Consider the following 14,526-nt stretch of genomic DNA (forward strand, 5'->3'; position numbering starts at 1 on the left):
GCGGATTTGGTGACCGCCAAAAATGCCATTGATTCGCTCTGAGCTGTGAGTAAGCCACCCGGGCGCCGGGGCGGGTGGCTCGGGGCTTCCCGGTAGCTATAACAGCTACTCTCACATCTACTCTAAAGTACTCTAACATCTGGTGTGAGAGTAGAAATCCGCGCCATAGCAACGTTTTCTCGGGCTCTCCCGAAGCTACTCTAAAGTTACTCTAACAATGTTAGAGTAACTGGCCGGGGGCCAGAGTGCGGCTGCGCCGTCGTACCTTCTGCAAGAATAGAGCCATGGCAACAATCCCGCTTCTTCCCCTCAATTCCGGCCATTGGATTCCGCAACTGGGAATCGGAACCTACCGCATGGACGATGCCACCGCGCGCCGGGCCGTGCGCGAGGCACTCGCCATGGGCTACCGGCATATCGACACCGCGCAAATGTACGGCAACGAAGCCGCGGTCGGCCAGGCAATCGCGGAATCCGGCGTGGATCGCGAAGATATTTTCCTCGTCACGAAACTCGATAACCCCAATCACGCCCCGCGCGCCGTGCGGGAAACGTTCGCGCGTTCACTCGCGCAGCTCGGCACCGATTACGTTGATCTTTTCCTCATCCACTGGCCCATGCTCAGCGGCGATTACGTGGAGGCGTACCAGGTCATGGAGGAATTCGTGGCCGACGGACGCGCCCTGGCGATTGGCGTATCCAATTTCGAGCGTCACCACCTCGAGGCGCTGCGTTTCGCCGCGCAGATCCAGCCCGCCGTCAATCAAATCGAAGCGCACCCCTATTTCCAGAACGCCGAGGTCACGCAGTATTGCACCGATGCCGGGATTCGCGTGGAAGCGTGGGCGCCGCTGGCGCGCGGGGCTGTGAACGACGACGCCGTGCTTGCCGAGCTGGCGGCTGCTAAGGGGTGCACCGTTGCCCAACTGGTATTGCTCTGGCACCTCTCGCGCGGGCGGATCGTCTTCCCCGGGGCGTCCTCCGCCGCGCACCTGGCTGAAAACCTGGCCTGCCTCGATTTCACTCTCCTCAAAGAAGAAGCCGAGGAGATCGACAATATGGATCGTTTCGAAGCCGGGCGCACCGGGCGCCACCCCGATACCTTCCGTCGCAACGGGGAATAGCGGCTGAGCTGGGCGGGGCTGGACCGGGCTGGCCTGAACCGGGCGGTGGCCTGGACGCGCGCGCTGAGCTGGGCTAATGCCGGAGCTTTGGTGTCCAGCGCATAAAACGCCCCATAAATATGGCGTAGCCCTTCGCTAGCATAGAAGTGGTGAAAGGCAGGTCACGCCCCGGTGGGTCGGGGCGGAATATCAGGTGAACGTCACCGTGCCAGGAACCCGTAAGGAAAAGGAGCGGAATGTATTTTGCATACACCATCGCCGGGTCTGAAGCTACCGGCGGTGCTGGATTCCAAGTTGATTTGAAGACCTTCCAGCAGCTCGGGGTGTACGGCATGGGCACGCTCACGTGTATCGTGTCCTTCGACCCGAACAATAACTGGAACCATCGCTTCGTGCCCGTCCCTCCGGAAGTGATTAGCGCCCAGATGGAAGCGGCGCTGCGCTCCCAGAATATTCGCACCGCGAAGGTCGGCATGCTCGGCCACCCGGATACTATTGAAGCAGTGCGCGCCGGGCTCGCTTCCCAGGAATGGGACAATGTGGTGGTGGATCCGGTCCTCATCTGCAAGGGTCAGGAACCGGGCCAGGCACTGGATACCGATAATGCGCTGCGCACCAAGATTCTTCCCTTCGCCACCGTCACCACCCCAAATAATTTTGAGGCTCGTACCCTCTCCGGCTTGGATACGCTGGAAACTGAGGAGGATCTCATCGAAGCCGCCAAGCGTATCGGTGAGCTCGGCCCGAAGAACGTGGTGGTCAAGGGCGGGATTGATTTCCCCGGCCCGGATGCCGTGGATGTGCTCTGGGATGGTGAGAAAGCCACCGTGTACCGCGCCCCGAAGATCGGTGAAGAGCGCGTATCGGGTGCCGGCTGCACCCTGGCCGCAGCCATCACCGCGGAACTGGCCAAGGGCGTAGAGATCCACGAAGCCGTGCAGCGTGCCAAGGATATGGTGACCGCCGGTATTGAGGCCCGCGTGGAAGCCAATACCCCCTTCGCCACCGTGTGGCAGGGTGCTTACCAGGATCAGGACTAGGCCATGCCCGGCATCGATCCGGCCGTCCCGGTCATTATTGTGCTGGGCGGCCGGATCATGCACACCCGCCATGGCTACCTGCCCAGCGGGAGTTTGAAACGCCGCCTTGCACGGGCCCTGGCCGAATATCGCTACGCGCGGTCGCGCGGGGCACGCCCCGCCCTCATCTGCTCGGGCGGGCGGTCCTCACCCAGCGTGCCCAGCGAAGCCCAGGTCATGGCCTCCTGGCTCGCCTCTCGCGGAGTGCCGCGCAGCGCGATCCTGGCAGAAAGCCACTCGCGCACCACCGAAGAAAATATGGGCGATTGCGCCGCGTTGCTCCGCGGGCGGGAGCCGGTTCCCGGCTTGCTCCCGGATGGCACCATCGCCGCGGTCATCGTGACCTCCTGGCAGCACGTACCCCGCACCCGGTACTTCGCGGTGAAATTCGGATTCAGCCCGGTCATGCGCGGGGCCAGCCTTGCGCCCTCCACCACCCCGAAAGCCCTCATCTGGGAATTGGGAGCGGTGGGGATTTACCTGGCGCGGATAGTGGCGCGCCGGGTGCGCAAGCGTCGTCGTAGCACTTAAGTACGGAAGGGAGCTGGCGCGGCGTGCCACAATAGAAACGTGACAACGAATCCGTACCTGCGCCCCGCCCTCGCGTTCCTGCGCGAGCACCTGGAAGGTGCCCCGGCCAGCGCGCGCGCCCGCCGCTACCGCTACGAACACTGTTTACGGGTCGCGGCCATCGGGCGCGGGGTCGCGATGTCCGAAGGCCTCGCGGTAGATACCCTCGAAATTGCCTGCCTCCTGCACGATATCGGGAAATTTGATTCCGCGCGGCCGGTAGATCACGGCCGGGCCGGCGCGCGAATCGTCCGCCCATTTTTGGAAAGCCTGGGCATGCCGGAAGCGGAAGTCACGGAGATCTGCCAGGGCATCGCCATGCACACCGATGGCCGCAGCGAATATCCGGAAGACTCCCCCGAATATCGCGGCCAGCGCGAATACCCGGCGGAGGCCAGCGTGCTCGCGCAGTCGGTCGGAGACTGCGATAACGTGGACCGTTTCAGTGTCTACCGCATCCACGACACCCTGCTGTATCACAATATGGACGCCATGCCGCTCCCTGAACAGCTCAATTTTATCGACGGATACCTGGCGCGCCTGGGGCGCGAACGTAACTACCGCTGCGCCACCCGGAGCGCGCAACGCCTCTGGATTGAAGCACTGGAATTTCAGGAGTATTACTTTTCCCGGATGCGTGAGCAGCTAGCCACCGCGCACCCGTATATGGACCTTGCCGAGGGAAAATCACTACCCTCGGCGCACTCAAGGAGGAATCCATGACAACATTCACGCAGGCGCGCGATTCCATCCGTGGCTCCTACGCCCCGGAATTTGCACGGGTGGTGGACGCTTTCGCCGCCTCCATCGCCACCAACCAGGATCGCGGCGGGCAAATCGCGGTCCTCTGGCACGGCGAACCCGTGGTTAATATTTACGGGGGCTGGAACCCGCCTGCCGGTGCAAATACCGGGGGCGGCGTGGCCGATGGCGCCGTCGTTGAAGACCCCATCGAGGAACGCACGCCCTACCCGGATAACGCGGTGCAGCTTATTTTCTCCCAAACGAAAGGCCTGACCGGGATTTGCTTCGCGGATTCCGTGGCACGCGGGCTTATCGATCCGGATGCGCGAGTGGCAGACTATTGGCCCGAATTTGCCGCCAATGGCAAAGAAGATATTCGGGTGAGTCAGCTGGCCAGCCACTCCGCCGGCCTGCCCGGTTTTGACCATATTCTGCCCGCGAGCGCGCTATTCGATTGGGATCTTATTACCTCCGAGCTCGCCGCCCAGGCCCCGCGCTGGGAGCCCGGAACCAAACACGGCTACCACGCACTCTCCATGGGCTATCTGGCCGGAGAGCTGGTGCGGCGGGTTTCCGGCCTCACTCCCAAGCACTACCTGGAAGAAAACTTCCGGGCTCCCCTCAACCTTTCCGTGTGGATCGGTTGCCCCGAATCCGAGCGGTCGCGCATCGCCAAGCATTTCTGGGGGCCTCGCACCCAAGGCTGGGGCGGGGCGCTGCGCCAGGCCCAGGCCGACCCGAAGTCCACAACCTCCTACGCCTACCAATCCCCGAAGGATACCGATTCGGCCATCACCGACCCGCATTTCCTCGATGCGGAAATGCCCTCTATCAACGGGCATGCTGATGCGCTCTCCTTGGCAACCCTCTACGCCATGTTCTGCGACGGGCGCTATGCGCGCTACGACGCCGAGCTCATCACCGCGGTATCAGCCACTCGCGCCGAAGGCTTCGACGAAGTCCTATGTGATTCGACCTCCCGCTACGGGCTGGTCTTCCAGCTGGGAAGCCAGCGCGAACCCATGCTCTCCCGCGGCAGCTTCGGGCACAATGGGCGCGGCGGCTGCCTTTCCTTCGCGGACCCGGGCACCGGGATCTCCTTCTCCTACGTGGAGAACCAGCTCTCCTCCGAACCGCTCCCGCAGGCGCGCGTCTGCCGGCTCCTCGCCGCGGTACGGGACAGCCTCGAGTTGGCTTAACTAACCCAGCGGCAGAGTGCCGGTGGTAGAAAAAGTATTTTACGCGGGGGTGCGTTGCAGATCGGCAGCGGCACCCCCGCGATTTTGCTCCACAGGCTTAGTTTTCCGCGAGATTTGCGAAACGCGCGTAATGGCCCTGGAAAGCCACCTCTACCGTGCCGGTGGGCCCGGAACGCTGCTTGCCGATAATGACTTCCGCCAGGCCTGCCTTCTCAGAATCCTGATGGTACATATCATCGCGGTGGATAAGAAGGACGACGTCGGCATCCTGCTCCAGCGAACCCGATTCACGCAGGTCAGCCACCTGAGGGCGCTTATCATTACGCTTTTCCGAATCACGGTTGAGCTGCGCCACCGCAATAATAGGAATTTCCAATTCCTTAGCGAGCAACTTAATCGAACGCGAAAACTCCGAGACTTCCTGCTGGCGCGATTCGGGAACCTTCCCGGCCGAAGCCAAAAGCTGGAGGTAGTCAATCACGATCATCTGAATATCGTGCTGCTGCTTAAGCCGGCGCGATTTCGCACGGATTTCCGGCAAGGTGAGATTCGGAGAATCATCCACAATGAGCGGCGCGGTAGAAATACGTTCGACGGCACCGGCGACTTTGTCCCAATCCTGCTGTGTCATCTCACCTTTAATCATGCGATCTTGGAACACTCCCGCTTCGGCAGCGAGCAAACGCATCGACAACTCCGTACGGTTCATTTCCAGGGAGAAGTAGACCACCGGCTGGTGGTTATGGATGGCAGCCTGCCGGCAAAAATCCATCGCCAGAGTGGATTTACCCGCACCCGGGCGGGCCGCCACAATAATCATCTGCCCGGCGCGCAGGCCGTTGAGCTTGGCATCCAGGTCGATAAACCCGGTAGCCACACCTTCTAATTGGCCGGCGCGTTCCGCGTTCTTCTCCAGCTCATCCAAAAGCCCGGGAACGATTTCCGCCATCGTGGCGTAGTCCGTGGCCTCACGCGATTGCCCGAGAGAAAAAACTTCTGATTGGGCCATATTAATGAGGCCCATAACATCCGCGCCGTCCGTGGTGTAGCCGAGCTGGGCGATGCGGGTGCCCACTTCCACCAAGCCGCGCAGCTGGGATTGTTCGCGCACAATATTCGCGTAATATCCGGCATTCGCAGCCGTGGGCACCGAAGCAACCAGGGTGTGCAGATACGGCAGCCCGCCGATACGCTCAAGATCCCCGCGCTTCTTGAGTTCCGCACCCACGGTAATGGCATCTGCCGGCTCCCCACGCCCGAAAAGCTCCAGGATAACCGTGAAGACTGTGGCATTTGAGGGATGGTAAAAATCATCGGCGGTCAGCACTGTCACCACATCGGCAATGGCATCTTTGGAGAGCAGCATCCCGCCCAAAACAGATTGTTCCGCCGAGAGGTTTTGGGGAGGGGTACGTTCGAAAGATGACCCCTGCATCTTTGCACCGTTATTGATGACGGACATAGCTTCCCTTTCTCGGCGATAGATCTCCACTGGCTTTCGTAACGCGTTTACGAGGTGAATTTCAAGTTAATTCTCCTGCGCGGATGTGTAAACACGCCGGGGTATCCGTGCATAACCGGTGGACAAACTGTGGATAGCTTGGGGATTGTTCACCATTTGTACCCACAACTATCCACAACTGTGGATGGAGTGGGGGAAATCCCCGGTATCCCGTCCCCAAGTTTGTCCACAACTGTGGAAAGATATGACTTCGAGTTCTCCACATCTTAACTACGTGACGTCACTCACGTTGAGGCTTTCCTCAAGTAGGCTCGCTCGGGTGTGACTCAGCTAAGCTAGCGGACGTGACGACACCCGAGAAGCATCATGACGGCCCCGTTGGGGACCGCGCGAACAGTGCCAACAAAGACGAGTCCTGCACCACTGACTCCGGTACGACCAGCTCCAAGACCCCCACAACCAAGCACGCTATCGACCGCGAGATCGCGCGCCTGGCCCTACCCTCCCTCGGTTCTCTCCTGGCCGAACCACTCCTCGTCGCCACGGATACCGTTATGGTCGGCCACCTGGGCACCGGGCCGCTTGCCGGCCTCGCCCTCGCCTCCACAATTCTCACCACCCTCGTGGGGCTGTGCATTTTCCTGGCCTACGCCACCACCTCCGCCACCGCCCGCTACGTGGGAGCCGGGCGCATGAAAGCCGCCCTGTCCCAGGGCATGGATGGGCTCTGGCTAGCCGGTACCCTGGGCGTGCTGCTCGGAGCGATCCTGGCTATCTGGGCGCCCCAGATTCTGGCGGTCTTCGGGGCGGAGGGAGTCGTTATCACCGAGGGGGCACGCTATTTGCGTTTCTCCGCCGCGGGGCTCCCCGGTATGCTCGTCGTCCTCGCCGCCACCGGAACTCTGCGCGGGCTCGGGAACACCACCACGCCCTTCAAAGTTTCGGTACTCGGCGCACTCGTCAACATTCCCCTCAACTTCGTTTTCATCTACCCGGCCGGGTTGGGCCTGGCGGGAGCCGGAATCGGTACCGCAGCGGCGCAAACGGTCATGGGCGTGGTCCTTACCGGCGTCGTCGTACATCATGCGCGCGAGCACCACGCCCCGCTCGCACCGCGTGGAGTGGGTGTGCTCCGCGCCCTCCACGATTCCGTGCCCCTCATCGTGCGTTCCGCGGTGCTGCGCGTGCTGATCCTGCTGCAAATAACCGGGGCGACCCAACTCGGCACCGAAGCGCTGGCCGCGAACCAAATCACCATGACGATCTGGAATTTCGCCTCCTACGGGCTGGACGCCCTCGCCATGGCCGCGCAAATCCTCGTGGGCCAAGCCTCCGGGGCCGGCGACGAATCACGCCTGCGAACGGTGCTCGGGCGCTGCCTGAGCCGCGGCATGAGCGTCGGCGCGGTGCTGGGCGCGGCCACTGTTCTGACCTCGCCGCTGATCGTGCGGATCATGAGCACCGCGGGGGACGTGCGCTGGCTGGCTTTCTGGGGGCTCCTCGTCATCGCGGTGTTTTTCCCCATCGCCTCGGTGGCATTTATTCTCGACGGCGTCCTCATTGGCGCGGGCGATCTTAAAACCCTCGCGTGGATGATGTTTATCCCCCTCGCCCTGTACGGGCCCATGGTGCTCGCTCTGCTGGAATGGACGTCCGGGCAGTCCGGCTTCATCTGGCTGTGGATCGGCTATGCCGGGGTGTGCATGAACGCGCGGGCCCTGCCCATGTACCTGCGGGTACGCGGGGAAAAGTGGGTGCAGCTCGGGAGCTCGAGCTAGGCCATGGCCCAGGGCCGGGGAGGTAGGGCGCCGGACCCGGTATGTGTTTTCCGGGGTGTACTGCGGATGTCGTACATACGAAGTACACCTCCGAAAACACCTAGCACCCCCGCTGGTGCCAGTGTGACTTCTGAGGTTCTTGTGGAAGGTGACCCGTGGCCCGTGATTCGTAGAGCACGTGACTCGTGGAGCCCGTGGGAGTGCGAACAGGCGTGGTACGGCAACGGGCACGGTAGCAGCGGCAGCACGAAACTTGCCCGGGCAGCACAAAGGCGGGGGAGACCACATCCGGTCTCCCCCGCCTTCGCGTGCTGATCAGCTAGCTATCAGCTATTACTTCTTGGGTGCACGCAGCACATCCACCTGAAGGGATGCCGTGACATCCTCATGCACCCGCACCTTGGCGGTGTAGCTGCCCAGGGACTTGATCGGGGAGGCAAGCGTAATCCAACGCTTGTCCACCGGCTTGCCCACGGTTTCAGTGGCGGCTTCGGCAATGTCCTTGGAGGTCACCGCACCGAAGAGGCGGCCGTTTTCACCGGCGGCCTTCTTCACCTGCACCACGGCTTCGTTGAGCGCATCGCGCAGCGCGTGCGCGGCTTCCAGATCGGTGATGGAGCGCTTGCGGCGCGCTTCGGCCATCTGGTCGATCTGCTTCTGGGCACCCTTGGTCCACGGAGTGGCGTAGCCACGCGGCAGCAGGTAGTTACGGCCGTAGCCGTCCTTGACGGTGACAACGTCACCGGCGGTGCCGAGGCGTTCGACGTCGTGCGTAAGAATGAGCTTCATTATGTGCCTCCTTAGCGAGCGTTGCTCGAGTAGGGAAGCAGAGCCATCTCACGGGCGTTCTTAATCGCCTTGGCGATCTTGCGCTGCTCCTGAACGTTGACACCGGTCACGCGGCGGGCGCGGATCTTGCCGCGGTCCGAAATGAACTTGCGCAGCGTAGCGGTGTCCTTGTAGTCAATATTGCCGACCTTGATGGCCTTCACCGGAGCGGTCTTCCGCTTCAACGGCTTGCGAAGATGTCCCTTCGCCATAGTTGTCTCCTAATGTTGCTGCGACTCGTGCCTAGCGCAATCCCCGTGAATCCCGCGCGTTACACTGCGCGGCGCGCTGCGGGGCGGTTGCCCGAGTCAAAATGTCAATAACTGGTGTGTGCGTAATCCCGAAAATCTAGAACTGAAATCCAGACGGAAATTTAGAACGGGGGCATATCGTCGAAAGCGGAACCGCCCTGCGGGGCTTGCGGCTGCTGGCTCCACGGATCGTAAGCCGAGCCGCCCTGCGGAGCGTTGTAGCTGGCCTGACCCCCGTAGGAGCCCTGCCCGCCCTGGCCGCTTGGCGCACCTTGACCGCCCGGGTTCTGGCCGTAGCCACCCTGGTTGCCGCGGTTGTAATTACCGCCGCCACTGGTTTTCGTGACCTGGGCCTTGGCGTAACGCAGCGAGGGCCCGATTTCATCAACCTGAAGTTCCAGACCTTCGCGCTGTTCTCCGTTCTGGGTCTGGTAACGGTTGACCGTAAGCCGGCCCGTTACCAGCACGCGCATGCCCTTGGACAGCGATTCGGCGACATTCTCCGCGTAGTCACGCCACGCCGAGCACCGCACGAACATTGGCTCGCCATCTTCCCACTGATCAGTTTGGGCATTGCGCTTGCGCGGGGTGGAAGCAACCGTGAAGCTCGCGACCGCCACACCACCTGACGTGAAACGCATTTCCGGATCGGCGGTGAGGTTACCGACGATCGTAATGACCGGTTCGTTTGCCATAATCGCTCCTATTACCCCGTTGTTTTCTCAGATTCGGTTCTTACGCTGGTGGTACGTTTACTTTGCTTCGCGACGCAGGAGCTTGATGCGGAGCACGTCCTCATTGAGGCCGAGCTGGCGGTCAAGTTCGCTTGCAGTTGCGGGAGTCGCCTTCATATCGACGACGACGTAAATACCCTCGGAGTGCTTGTTAATGTCATAAGCAAGCTTCCGGCGGCCCCAAATATCGACCTTTTCCAGTTCGCCGCCCTCATTGGGGACAACCTGGAGCAGCTTCTGAACGTTGGTCGACAAATTACGTTCGTCAACGTTCGGAGAAAGGATGATCATCATCTCGTATTCACGCATGTCTACCCACCTCCTCTGGTCTAAACGGCCGCGGTCCGTCCGCGGCAGAAGGGTTATGCGTTGACCGGCCCGTTCGCATGCTTAGGCCCGCGAACAGATAGGTCAGTCCCTCAGTCTAGCCGGTACCGGCAGTGTTTTCCAGATGGTTAAATATGGAGCGGCCCACGCCTTTTCGCCTGTATTTCCGTGAGAATCCCGGCCCTGAACGCAGGGGGAACGGTAGACTTTCCCTAGGTCGCTCCACCGCTATTGTGGCGGCCTACCGGGCACAAACACAGGAGCGAGCTATGAGTGAAGGTGAAGCACCCACCACGCGGGAAAAGCTGCTGGATGCGGCCCGCGCGCAACTTGACCGCGCTGGCGGCGAACAACTTTCTATGCGCGCGATCGCTCGCTCCCTGGAGCTTTCCCCGGGTGCTCCCTACCGCCACGTACGCTCTCGCGAAGAACTCCTCACCGCCCTGGCGGCCGAAGCCTACCGCGACCTGGCCGGAGCGATGCGCCGGGCGGCGGACCAGAAAATATCGGGGCGGGAACGCTGGGTGGCGGCCTGGCGTGCCGCCCACACCTGGGCCCTTGCTTACCCGAATCGTTTCTCGCTTATTTACGGTGCCAGCGCCATTGATTTTTCCAATCCGGAAATGACCACGGCCGCGGCCCTGCGCGTCCCCCTCGAATTGGCTCGCATCGCCAAAGGTGGGCGCAATAAAGCCCTGACCGGCCCGGAAACCCGCGCGCTCGGGGTGGATTTGTGGCGGATTCGCATGACCTTCGGTTCCCTCGATGCGGAGCTGGCCGAGCTCCCAGACGGCCTCATCGTCTCCGTGATCCGCGCGTGGACGGAACTGGTAGGAACCATCACCCTGGAGATGACCGAAAGATACGCCGGTTTGTTCGACGACCACCTCGGCTACCTTGATACGGTCGCCAACCAGTGGGCGGGCACCCTCCAGCTCTAGGTCACCGTTCAGGCGGGCCGCAGGCAGGCGGCAGGCCAAACTTGGGGCACCCGGTGAACCAGCTTTAGGCCAGCGGTAGGCCGGACTCCGCTCCGGTCACGCGCGCGTGCAGCTCGACCACCTCCGCGGCGCGCCCGGTAGGAGCGGGCCCGAACGCAGCAATGAAGCGCGTGGTGGCGTGGCCGGTGCGGGCGTCGTCGTACTGTGCCAACCATCGTTGCATTTTCTCGCGCGCAACCGGATCGCAGAGCGCCGACGACGCATCGTACTCGGGCCAGCGCACGCCGGGCGCCGCCATCCCAACTCGCCAGGGTTTGGCGGTGAGGCGGGCCCGGTACGATTCGTACACGCGGCACAGGCGCATATAGAGCGGGTCGGAACCGAGCTGGTTGAGGATCATCTGCGCTTCCCCGGAGTCCGCGGCAATACCTTCAACCGCCACGATGACGCGGAAACCTTTGAAGGTGCGGTAAACGAAAATCGGCCAGGCCGCATTGAGGCGCGCGAAGTGCTCGATACGGTCAAAAGCGATGAGCTCGGCTTCGATCATGTACTGGCGTACCGGAGCTGTTTCGGTGATGAGCCCCGGGATGGAGGCGGGATCGGGTGCGGCGGGCAATGCGGTAGTCGATGCCGGTTCCGGTGCGGGATCAAAAGCCGATCCGGCGGGCCGCTCCTGTTTCTGCGCGCCGAACCTGAAAAGTCGAGCGAAGAAACCGGGCTTCTTGGGGGATCCTGCCGCATGTTCCCCGGCTCGCCTACCGGCTCGTTTGCGGCCGCGGGCGCGGGCTGCTTCTTCTAATTCGGGAACGTCCACATCCGCGATGAGGATATCCGAGGTATTGAGAACTTCGGCTCCGTAGCGGTTCCGGGTTATCGCACAGGTGGGGGTGCCGTTAACCTCGCTGAGAACAGAAAGAATCTCTTCGCGCAGCGGGGTGCCCGGATAGTATTCCGCGCGAGCCTGGCGCTCGCGGGGAAAATGACCGAGCTCGGTAATGCGATCAACGAGGCGCTGCAGCCGCACCTTCGCGACTTTTTGCGCTTCTTCTCCCGAATTCGCGGACCAGCCCCATTGCGCCACCGTGGCCGGCCCCGAGGTGGTAGATACCGGGGCGCTCTCCCGCGCCCAGAAGGGATAGATCTTCATGACTCCAGTCTAAAACGCGGGTGGCTCACACTTCGAGAGTGCGGAGCAACCTAGCCCACTAGCCGCACTCACCCAACCGCACCGGGAACGCGCTCACGTTCGGCCGGCTCGGTGGGCAGCGGGATCGTTTCCGTGGGCGGGGCGGGCATCCGGGTGGGCTGCAGCTCCGGGGGCACGGTCGCGCTCGGTTCCGGCTCCTGCGGTGCCTCGGTGGCCGGCGCGGGCTGCTCGGTAGGCTCCACGCTCGGTTCGGGCGTCGTCGTTACTTCTTCCACCGGTTCGGGGCGCGTGGGGCGGTAGCTGGGGCGCTTGTCCCCAATAAGCTCCGGTTCGGGGAATTTCGGCAAATCCATACCGCCCGTCACGGCCTTCATGAAGTCCACCCACATATCCACCGGGTAGCCGTTCCCGCCGATACCCCACGGGTAGGCACCCCAGCCGCCCAGCGATTCCTCCTCACCGTTCGGCCCGATCTGGAACATATTCACCGTGGTAATAATCTTCGGGTTGTAGCCCACGAACCACGCGGATTTCAAGTCCGTGGAAGTTCCGGTTTTCCCGGCCACCTGGAAGCCGAGCCGTCCGGCCCGATCCGCGGTCCCGCGCGGGCCGGTGGGCTCCCGGAGCAGTTCGTTGAGATTATCGGCAACACGCTGGTCGAGCACCCGCTTACCGGCCGTATCCGCACGGTATACCACGGTGCCCTGCGCGTCACGCACCTCGCTGACCAGGTGGAGAGGCACACTCACGCCGCGGTTGGCAAACCCGGCGAAAGCCTGGGTGAGTTCCTTATTGGTGGGCGAAGCCGAACCGAGCACATTGGTGAGGGAATTATCCAGGCCCGGCGTGGTCTCCGGGATTCCGGCCTCAATCGCGGCGGCGCGGGTATTGCGCGGCCCCACTTCCTCGTTGAGCTGCGCGTAGTAGGTATTCACCGAGTTCGCGGTAGCTGTGCGCATATTGATATTGCCCATATTGGCGTCGTCGAAATTACTGATCGTGATATCGCCAATTTTCAATTCCGCGGGGGAATTGTAATAGGTGCCGTCGATGGATTTGCCCTGCTTGAGGGCCGCGAGCGCGCCGAAGGGTTTGAATGTTGATCCGGCCTGAGCGCGATCCTGCGTGACGGTATTGCGCTGGCGTTCCTGGTAGTCCGCGCCGGCGTACATCGCGTAAATACCTCCGGTGGAGGGGTCCGCGGAAAGCATGCCCACGTAGTTGTTCTCCGGGCGGTCCTTGGGGAGAGCATTGACGACATCGACCGCGGCCTGCTGCATGGTCGGGTCTATTGTGGTGACAATCGTATAGCCACCCCGGTTGAGGCTGTCCTCGGTGAACTTTTCCGTGGCGATAAGTTCCTGCTGGGCGGCGGCCAGCAGGTAGCCGTTCGTTCCGCTGAATTGCTTGGCTGCAACATACTCGATGGTTGCGGGCATGGTGGCGGCCGCGGCCTGCTCAGCGGTGATATAGCCGTCTTCGAGCATGCGGTTAATGACACGGTCGAAACGTTGGGCGGCTCGCTCCGGATCAACCGCCGGGTCCCAGGCGGAGGGCGCCGGAATAACCGCGGTGAGGAGCGCGGCCTGATCCAGGCTCAGCTGCGCGGCGGGGATCCCGAAGTAGTTCTGGGCCGCGCTTTCAATCCCGTAGGCGCCGCGCCCGAAGTAAATCGTATTGAGGTAGTTTTCCAGAATGTCCTGCTTGGAGGAATTGCGATCCACCTTGACCGCGAGTACGGCTTCTTTCACTTTGCCGATGTAATCGGTGGTGGTGCCCAGGTAGTAGTTTTCCACGTACTGCTGGGTGAGGGTGGAGCCGCCCTGGCGCGCCCCGCCGCGAATATTATTGACGACGGCGCGCGCAATGCCACCCAGGTCAATCCCGGAATTGGAGTAGAAGGTGCGGTCTTCGGAAGCAACCACCGCATTTCCCACATAATCGGGCAGGGTTTCCAGGGGGACCGGGGTGCGGTTCACCTCGTACATGCTGCCCAATTCGGTGCTGCCATCGCGGTAGTAGAGAGTGGTTTTTTCCGCGGTCGCAATATCATCGGGGCTGGGGACAGGTAGGAAAATATAGAGGGTCACCAGGGCAACCAGCCCGCCGAAGCCCAGGGTGAAGAACAGCCCGAGCACGAAACGCCACGAGGGAATCCAGCGGTGAATCGGCCCCTTGCCGCGGCGCGGATAATTCCATACGGAGCGCTTGCGGCGCGCGCCAGCGCCGGGTCCGCCCCGGCGCGCTCCGGCACGACCCGCGGGAACTGCGCCGCGCCCAGCTTGCGTGCGCGTGCGCTCCTTCTGTGTCCGACCCGTTCGCGTTCCAGCCATCGTTAC

At 62.3% G+C, this 14,526-nt stretch carries 14 protein-coding genes; 7 read left to right on the forward strand and 7 right to left on the reverse strand.

The window, feature by feature from the left end:
- The first annotated feature begins 284 nt into the window (after positions 1 to 284).
- The 5 genes from HMPREF9237_RS01865 (at position 285) to HMPREF9237_RS01885 (ending at position 4,716) form a co-directional block, all read left to right on the forward strand.
- Positions 285 to 1,124: an aldo/keto reductase gene (locus tag HMPREF9237_RS01865; protein ID WP_016442023.1), complete on the forward strand. Its 840-nt coding sequence runs from the start codon at positions 285 to 287 to the stop codon at positions 1,122 to 1,124.
- 236 nt (positions 1,125 to 1,360) lie between these two features.
- Positions 1,361 to 2,164: a bifunctional hydroxymethylpyrimidine kinase/phosphomethylpyrimidine kinase gene (thiD, locus tag HMPREF9237_RS01870; RefSeq protein ID WP_016442024.1), complete on the forward strand. Its 804-nt coding sequence runs from the start codon at positions 1,361 to 1,363 to the stop codon at positions 2,162 to 2,164.
- A 3-nt stretch (positions 2,165 to 2,167) separates the two neighbouring features.
- Complete coding sequence (locus tag HMPREF9237_RS01875) at positions 2,168 to 2,734, forward strand: YdcF family protein (RefSeq protein ID WP_016442025.1); 567 nt, start codon at positions 2,168 to 2,170, stop codon at positions 2,732 to 2,734.
- 39 nt (positions 2,735 to 2,773) lie between these two features.
- Positions 2,774 to 3,496, forward strand: a complete 723-nt coding sequence (locus HMPREF9237_RS01880; protein WP_016442026.1) for an HD domain-containing protein — start codon at positions 2,774 to 2,776, stop codon at positions 3,494 to 3,496.
- Entirely contained in the window at positions 3,493 to 4,716 is a 1,224-nt protein-coding gene (locus HMPREF9237_RS01885) for a serine hydrolase domain-containing protein (RefSeq protein ID WP_016442027.1), read from the forward strand. The genes HMPREF9237_RS01880 and HMPREF9237_RS01885 overlap by 4 nt, the downstream gene beginning before the upstream one ends.
- Before the next feature lie 97 nt (positions 4,717 to 4,813).
- Here HMPREF9237_RS01885 and dnaB read toward each other — a convergent pair whose 3' ends face one another.
- Complete coding sequence (dnaB, locus tag HMPREF9237_RS01890; RefSeq protein ID WP_016442028.1) at positions 4,814 to 6,178, reverse strand: replicative DNA helicase; 1,365 nt, start codon at positions 6,176 to 6,178, stop codon at positions 4,814 to 4,816.
- Between the two features lie 344 nt (positions 6,179 to 6,522).
- On the opposite strand from dnaB, the gene HMPREF9237_RS01895 reads away from it, so the two are divergent.
- A complete protein-coding gene (locus HMPREF9237_RS01895; RefSeq protein WP_016442029.1) occupies positions 6,523 to 7,956 on the forward strand; it encodes an MATE family efflux transporter in 1,434 nt (477 codons plus the stop codon).
- 333 nt (positions 7,957 to 8,289) lie between these two features.
- Here HMPREF9237_RS01895 and rplI read toward each other — a convergent pair whose 3' ends face one another.
- The 4 genes from rplI to rpsF all read right to left on the reverse strand — a co-directional run bounded on the left by rplI (position 8,290) and on the right by rpsF (position 10,078).
- On the reverse strand, positions 8,290 to 8,745 hold the full coding sequence (gene rplI, locus HMPREF9237_RS01900; protein ID WP_016442030.1) for a 50S ribosomal protein L9: 456 nt from the start codon (positions 8,743 to 8,745) through the stop codon (positions 8,290 to 8,292).
- Between the two features lie 11 nt (positions 8,746 to 8,756).
- A complete protein-coding gene (rpsR, locus tag HMPREF9237_RS01905) occupies positions 8,757 to 8,996 on the reverse strand; it encodes a 30S ribosomal protein S18 (protein WP_016442031.1) in 240 nt (79 codons plus the stop codon).
- A 161-nt stretch (positions 8,997 to 9,157) separates the two neighbouring features.
- Entirely contained in the window at positions 9,158 to 9,730 is a 573-nt protein-coding gene (locus tag HMPREF9237_RS01910) for a single-stranded DNA-binding protein (protein ID WP_016442032.1), read from the reverse strand.
- 57 nt (positions 9,731 to 9,787) lie between these two features.
- Positions 9,788 to 10,078, reverse strand: coding sequence for a 30S ribosomal protein S6 (gene rpsF, locus HMPREF9237_RS01915; RefSeq protein ID WP_016442033.1), 291 nt, complete (start codon positions 10,076 to 10,078; stop codon positions 9,788 to 9,790).
- Between the two features lie 287 nt (positions 10,079 to 10,365).
- On the opposite strand from rpsF, the gene HMPREF9237_RS08785 reads away from it, so the two are divergent.
- Positions 10,366 to 11,037, forward strand: coding sequence for a TetR/AcrR family transcriptional regulator (locus HMPREF9237_RS08785; RefSeq protein ID WP_016442034.1), 672 nt, complete (start codon positions 10,366 to 10,368; stop codon positions 11,035 to 11,037).
- 64 nt (positions 11,038 to 11,101) lie between these two features.
- Here the strand turns inward: HMPREF9237_RS08785 and HMPREF9237_RS01925 are convergent, their stop codons facing one another.
- Positions 11,102 to 12,187 carry a hypothetical protein gene (locus HMPREF9237_RS01925; RefSeq protein WP_016442035.1) on the reverse strand — a complete coding sequence of 362 codons (1,086 nt, stop codon included), beginning with the start codon at positions 12,185 to 12,187 and terminating at the stop codon, positions 11,102 to 11,104.
- Positions 12,188 to 12,255: 68 nt separating this feature from the next.
- The gene (locus HMPREF9237_RS01930; RefSeq protein ID WP_016442036.1) at positions 12,256 to 14,520 is read right to left on the reverse strand and encodes a transglycosylase domain-containing protein; all 2,265 of its coding nucleotides are present in this window, start codon (positions 14,518 to 14,520) and stop codon (positions 12,256 to 12,258) included.
- Positions 14,521 to 14,526 lie beyond the last annotated feature (6 nt).

The organism is Actinotignum schaalii FB123-CNA-2 (genome assembly GCF_000411135.1).
Classification (GTDB): Bacteria; Actinomycetota; Actinomycetes; order Actinomycetales; family Actinomycetaceae; genus Actinotignum; species Actinotignum schaalii_A.

Bases quoted from the DNA above. Each gene is read 5' to 3' on its own strand.
- HMPREF9237_RS01865 (WP_016442023.1), top strand. From the start codon at position 285: ATGGCAACAATCCCGCTTCTTCCCCTCAATTCCGGCCATTGGATTCCG.
- thiD (WP_016442024.1), top strand. From the start codon at position 1,361: ATGTATTTTGCATACACCATCGCCGGGTCTGAAGCTACCGGCGGTGCT.
- HMPREF9237_RS01875 (WP_016442025.1), top strand. From the start codon at position 2,168: ATGCCCGGCATCGATCCGGCCGTCCCGGTCATTATTGTGCTGGGCGGC.
- HMPREF9237_RS01885 (WP_016442027.1), top strand. From the start codon at position 3,493: ATGACAACATTCACGCAGGCGCGCGATTCCATCCGTGGCTCCTACGCC.
- dnaB (WP_016442028.1), bottom strand. From the start codon at position 6,178: ATGTCCGTCATCAATAACGGTGCAAAGATGCAGGGGTCATCTTTCGAA.
- rplI (WP_016442030.1), bottom strand. From the start codon at position 8,745: ATGAAGCTCATTCTTACGCACGACGTCGAACGCCTCGGCACCGCCGGT.
- rpsR (WP_016442031.1), bottom strand. From the start codon at position 8,996: ATGGCGAAGGGACATCTTCGCAAGCCGTTGAAGCGGAAGACCGCTCCG.
- HMPREF9237_RS01910 (WP_016442032.1), bottom strand. From the start codon at position 9,730: ATGGCAAACGAACCGGTCATTACGATCGTCGGTAACCTCACCGCCGAT.
- rpsF (WP_016442033.1), bottom strand. From the start codon at position 10,078: ATGCGTGAATACGAGATGATGATCATCCTTTCTCCGAACGTTGACGAA.
- HMPREF9237_RS08785 (WP_016442034.1), top strand. From the start codon at position 10,366: ATGAGTGAAGGTGAAGCACCCACCACGCGGGAAAAGCTGCTGGATGCG.
- HMPREF9237_RS01925 (WP_016442035.1), bottom strand. From the start codon at position 12,187: ATGAAGATCTATCCCTTCTGGGCGCGGGAGAGCGCCCCGGTATCTACC.
- HMPREF9237_RS01930 (WP_016442036.1), bottom strand. From the start codon at position 14,520: ATGGCTGGAACGCGAACGGGTCGGACACAGAAGGAGCGCACGCGCACG.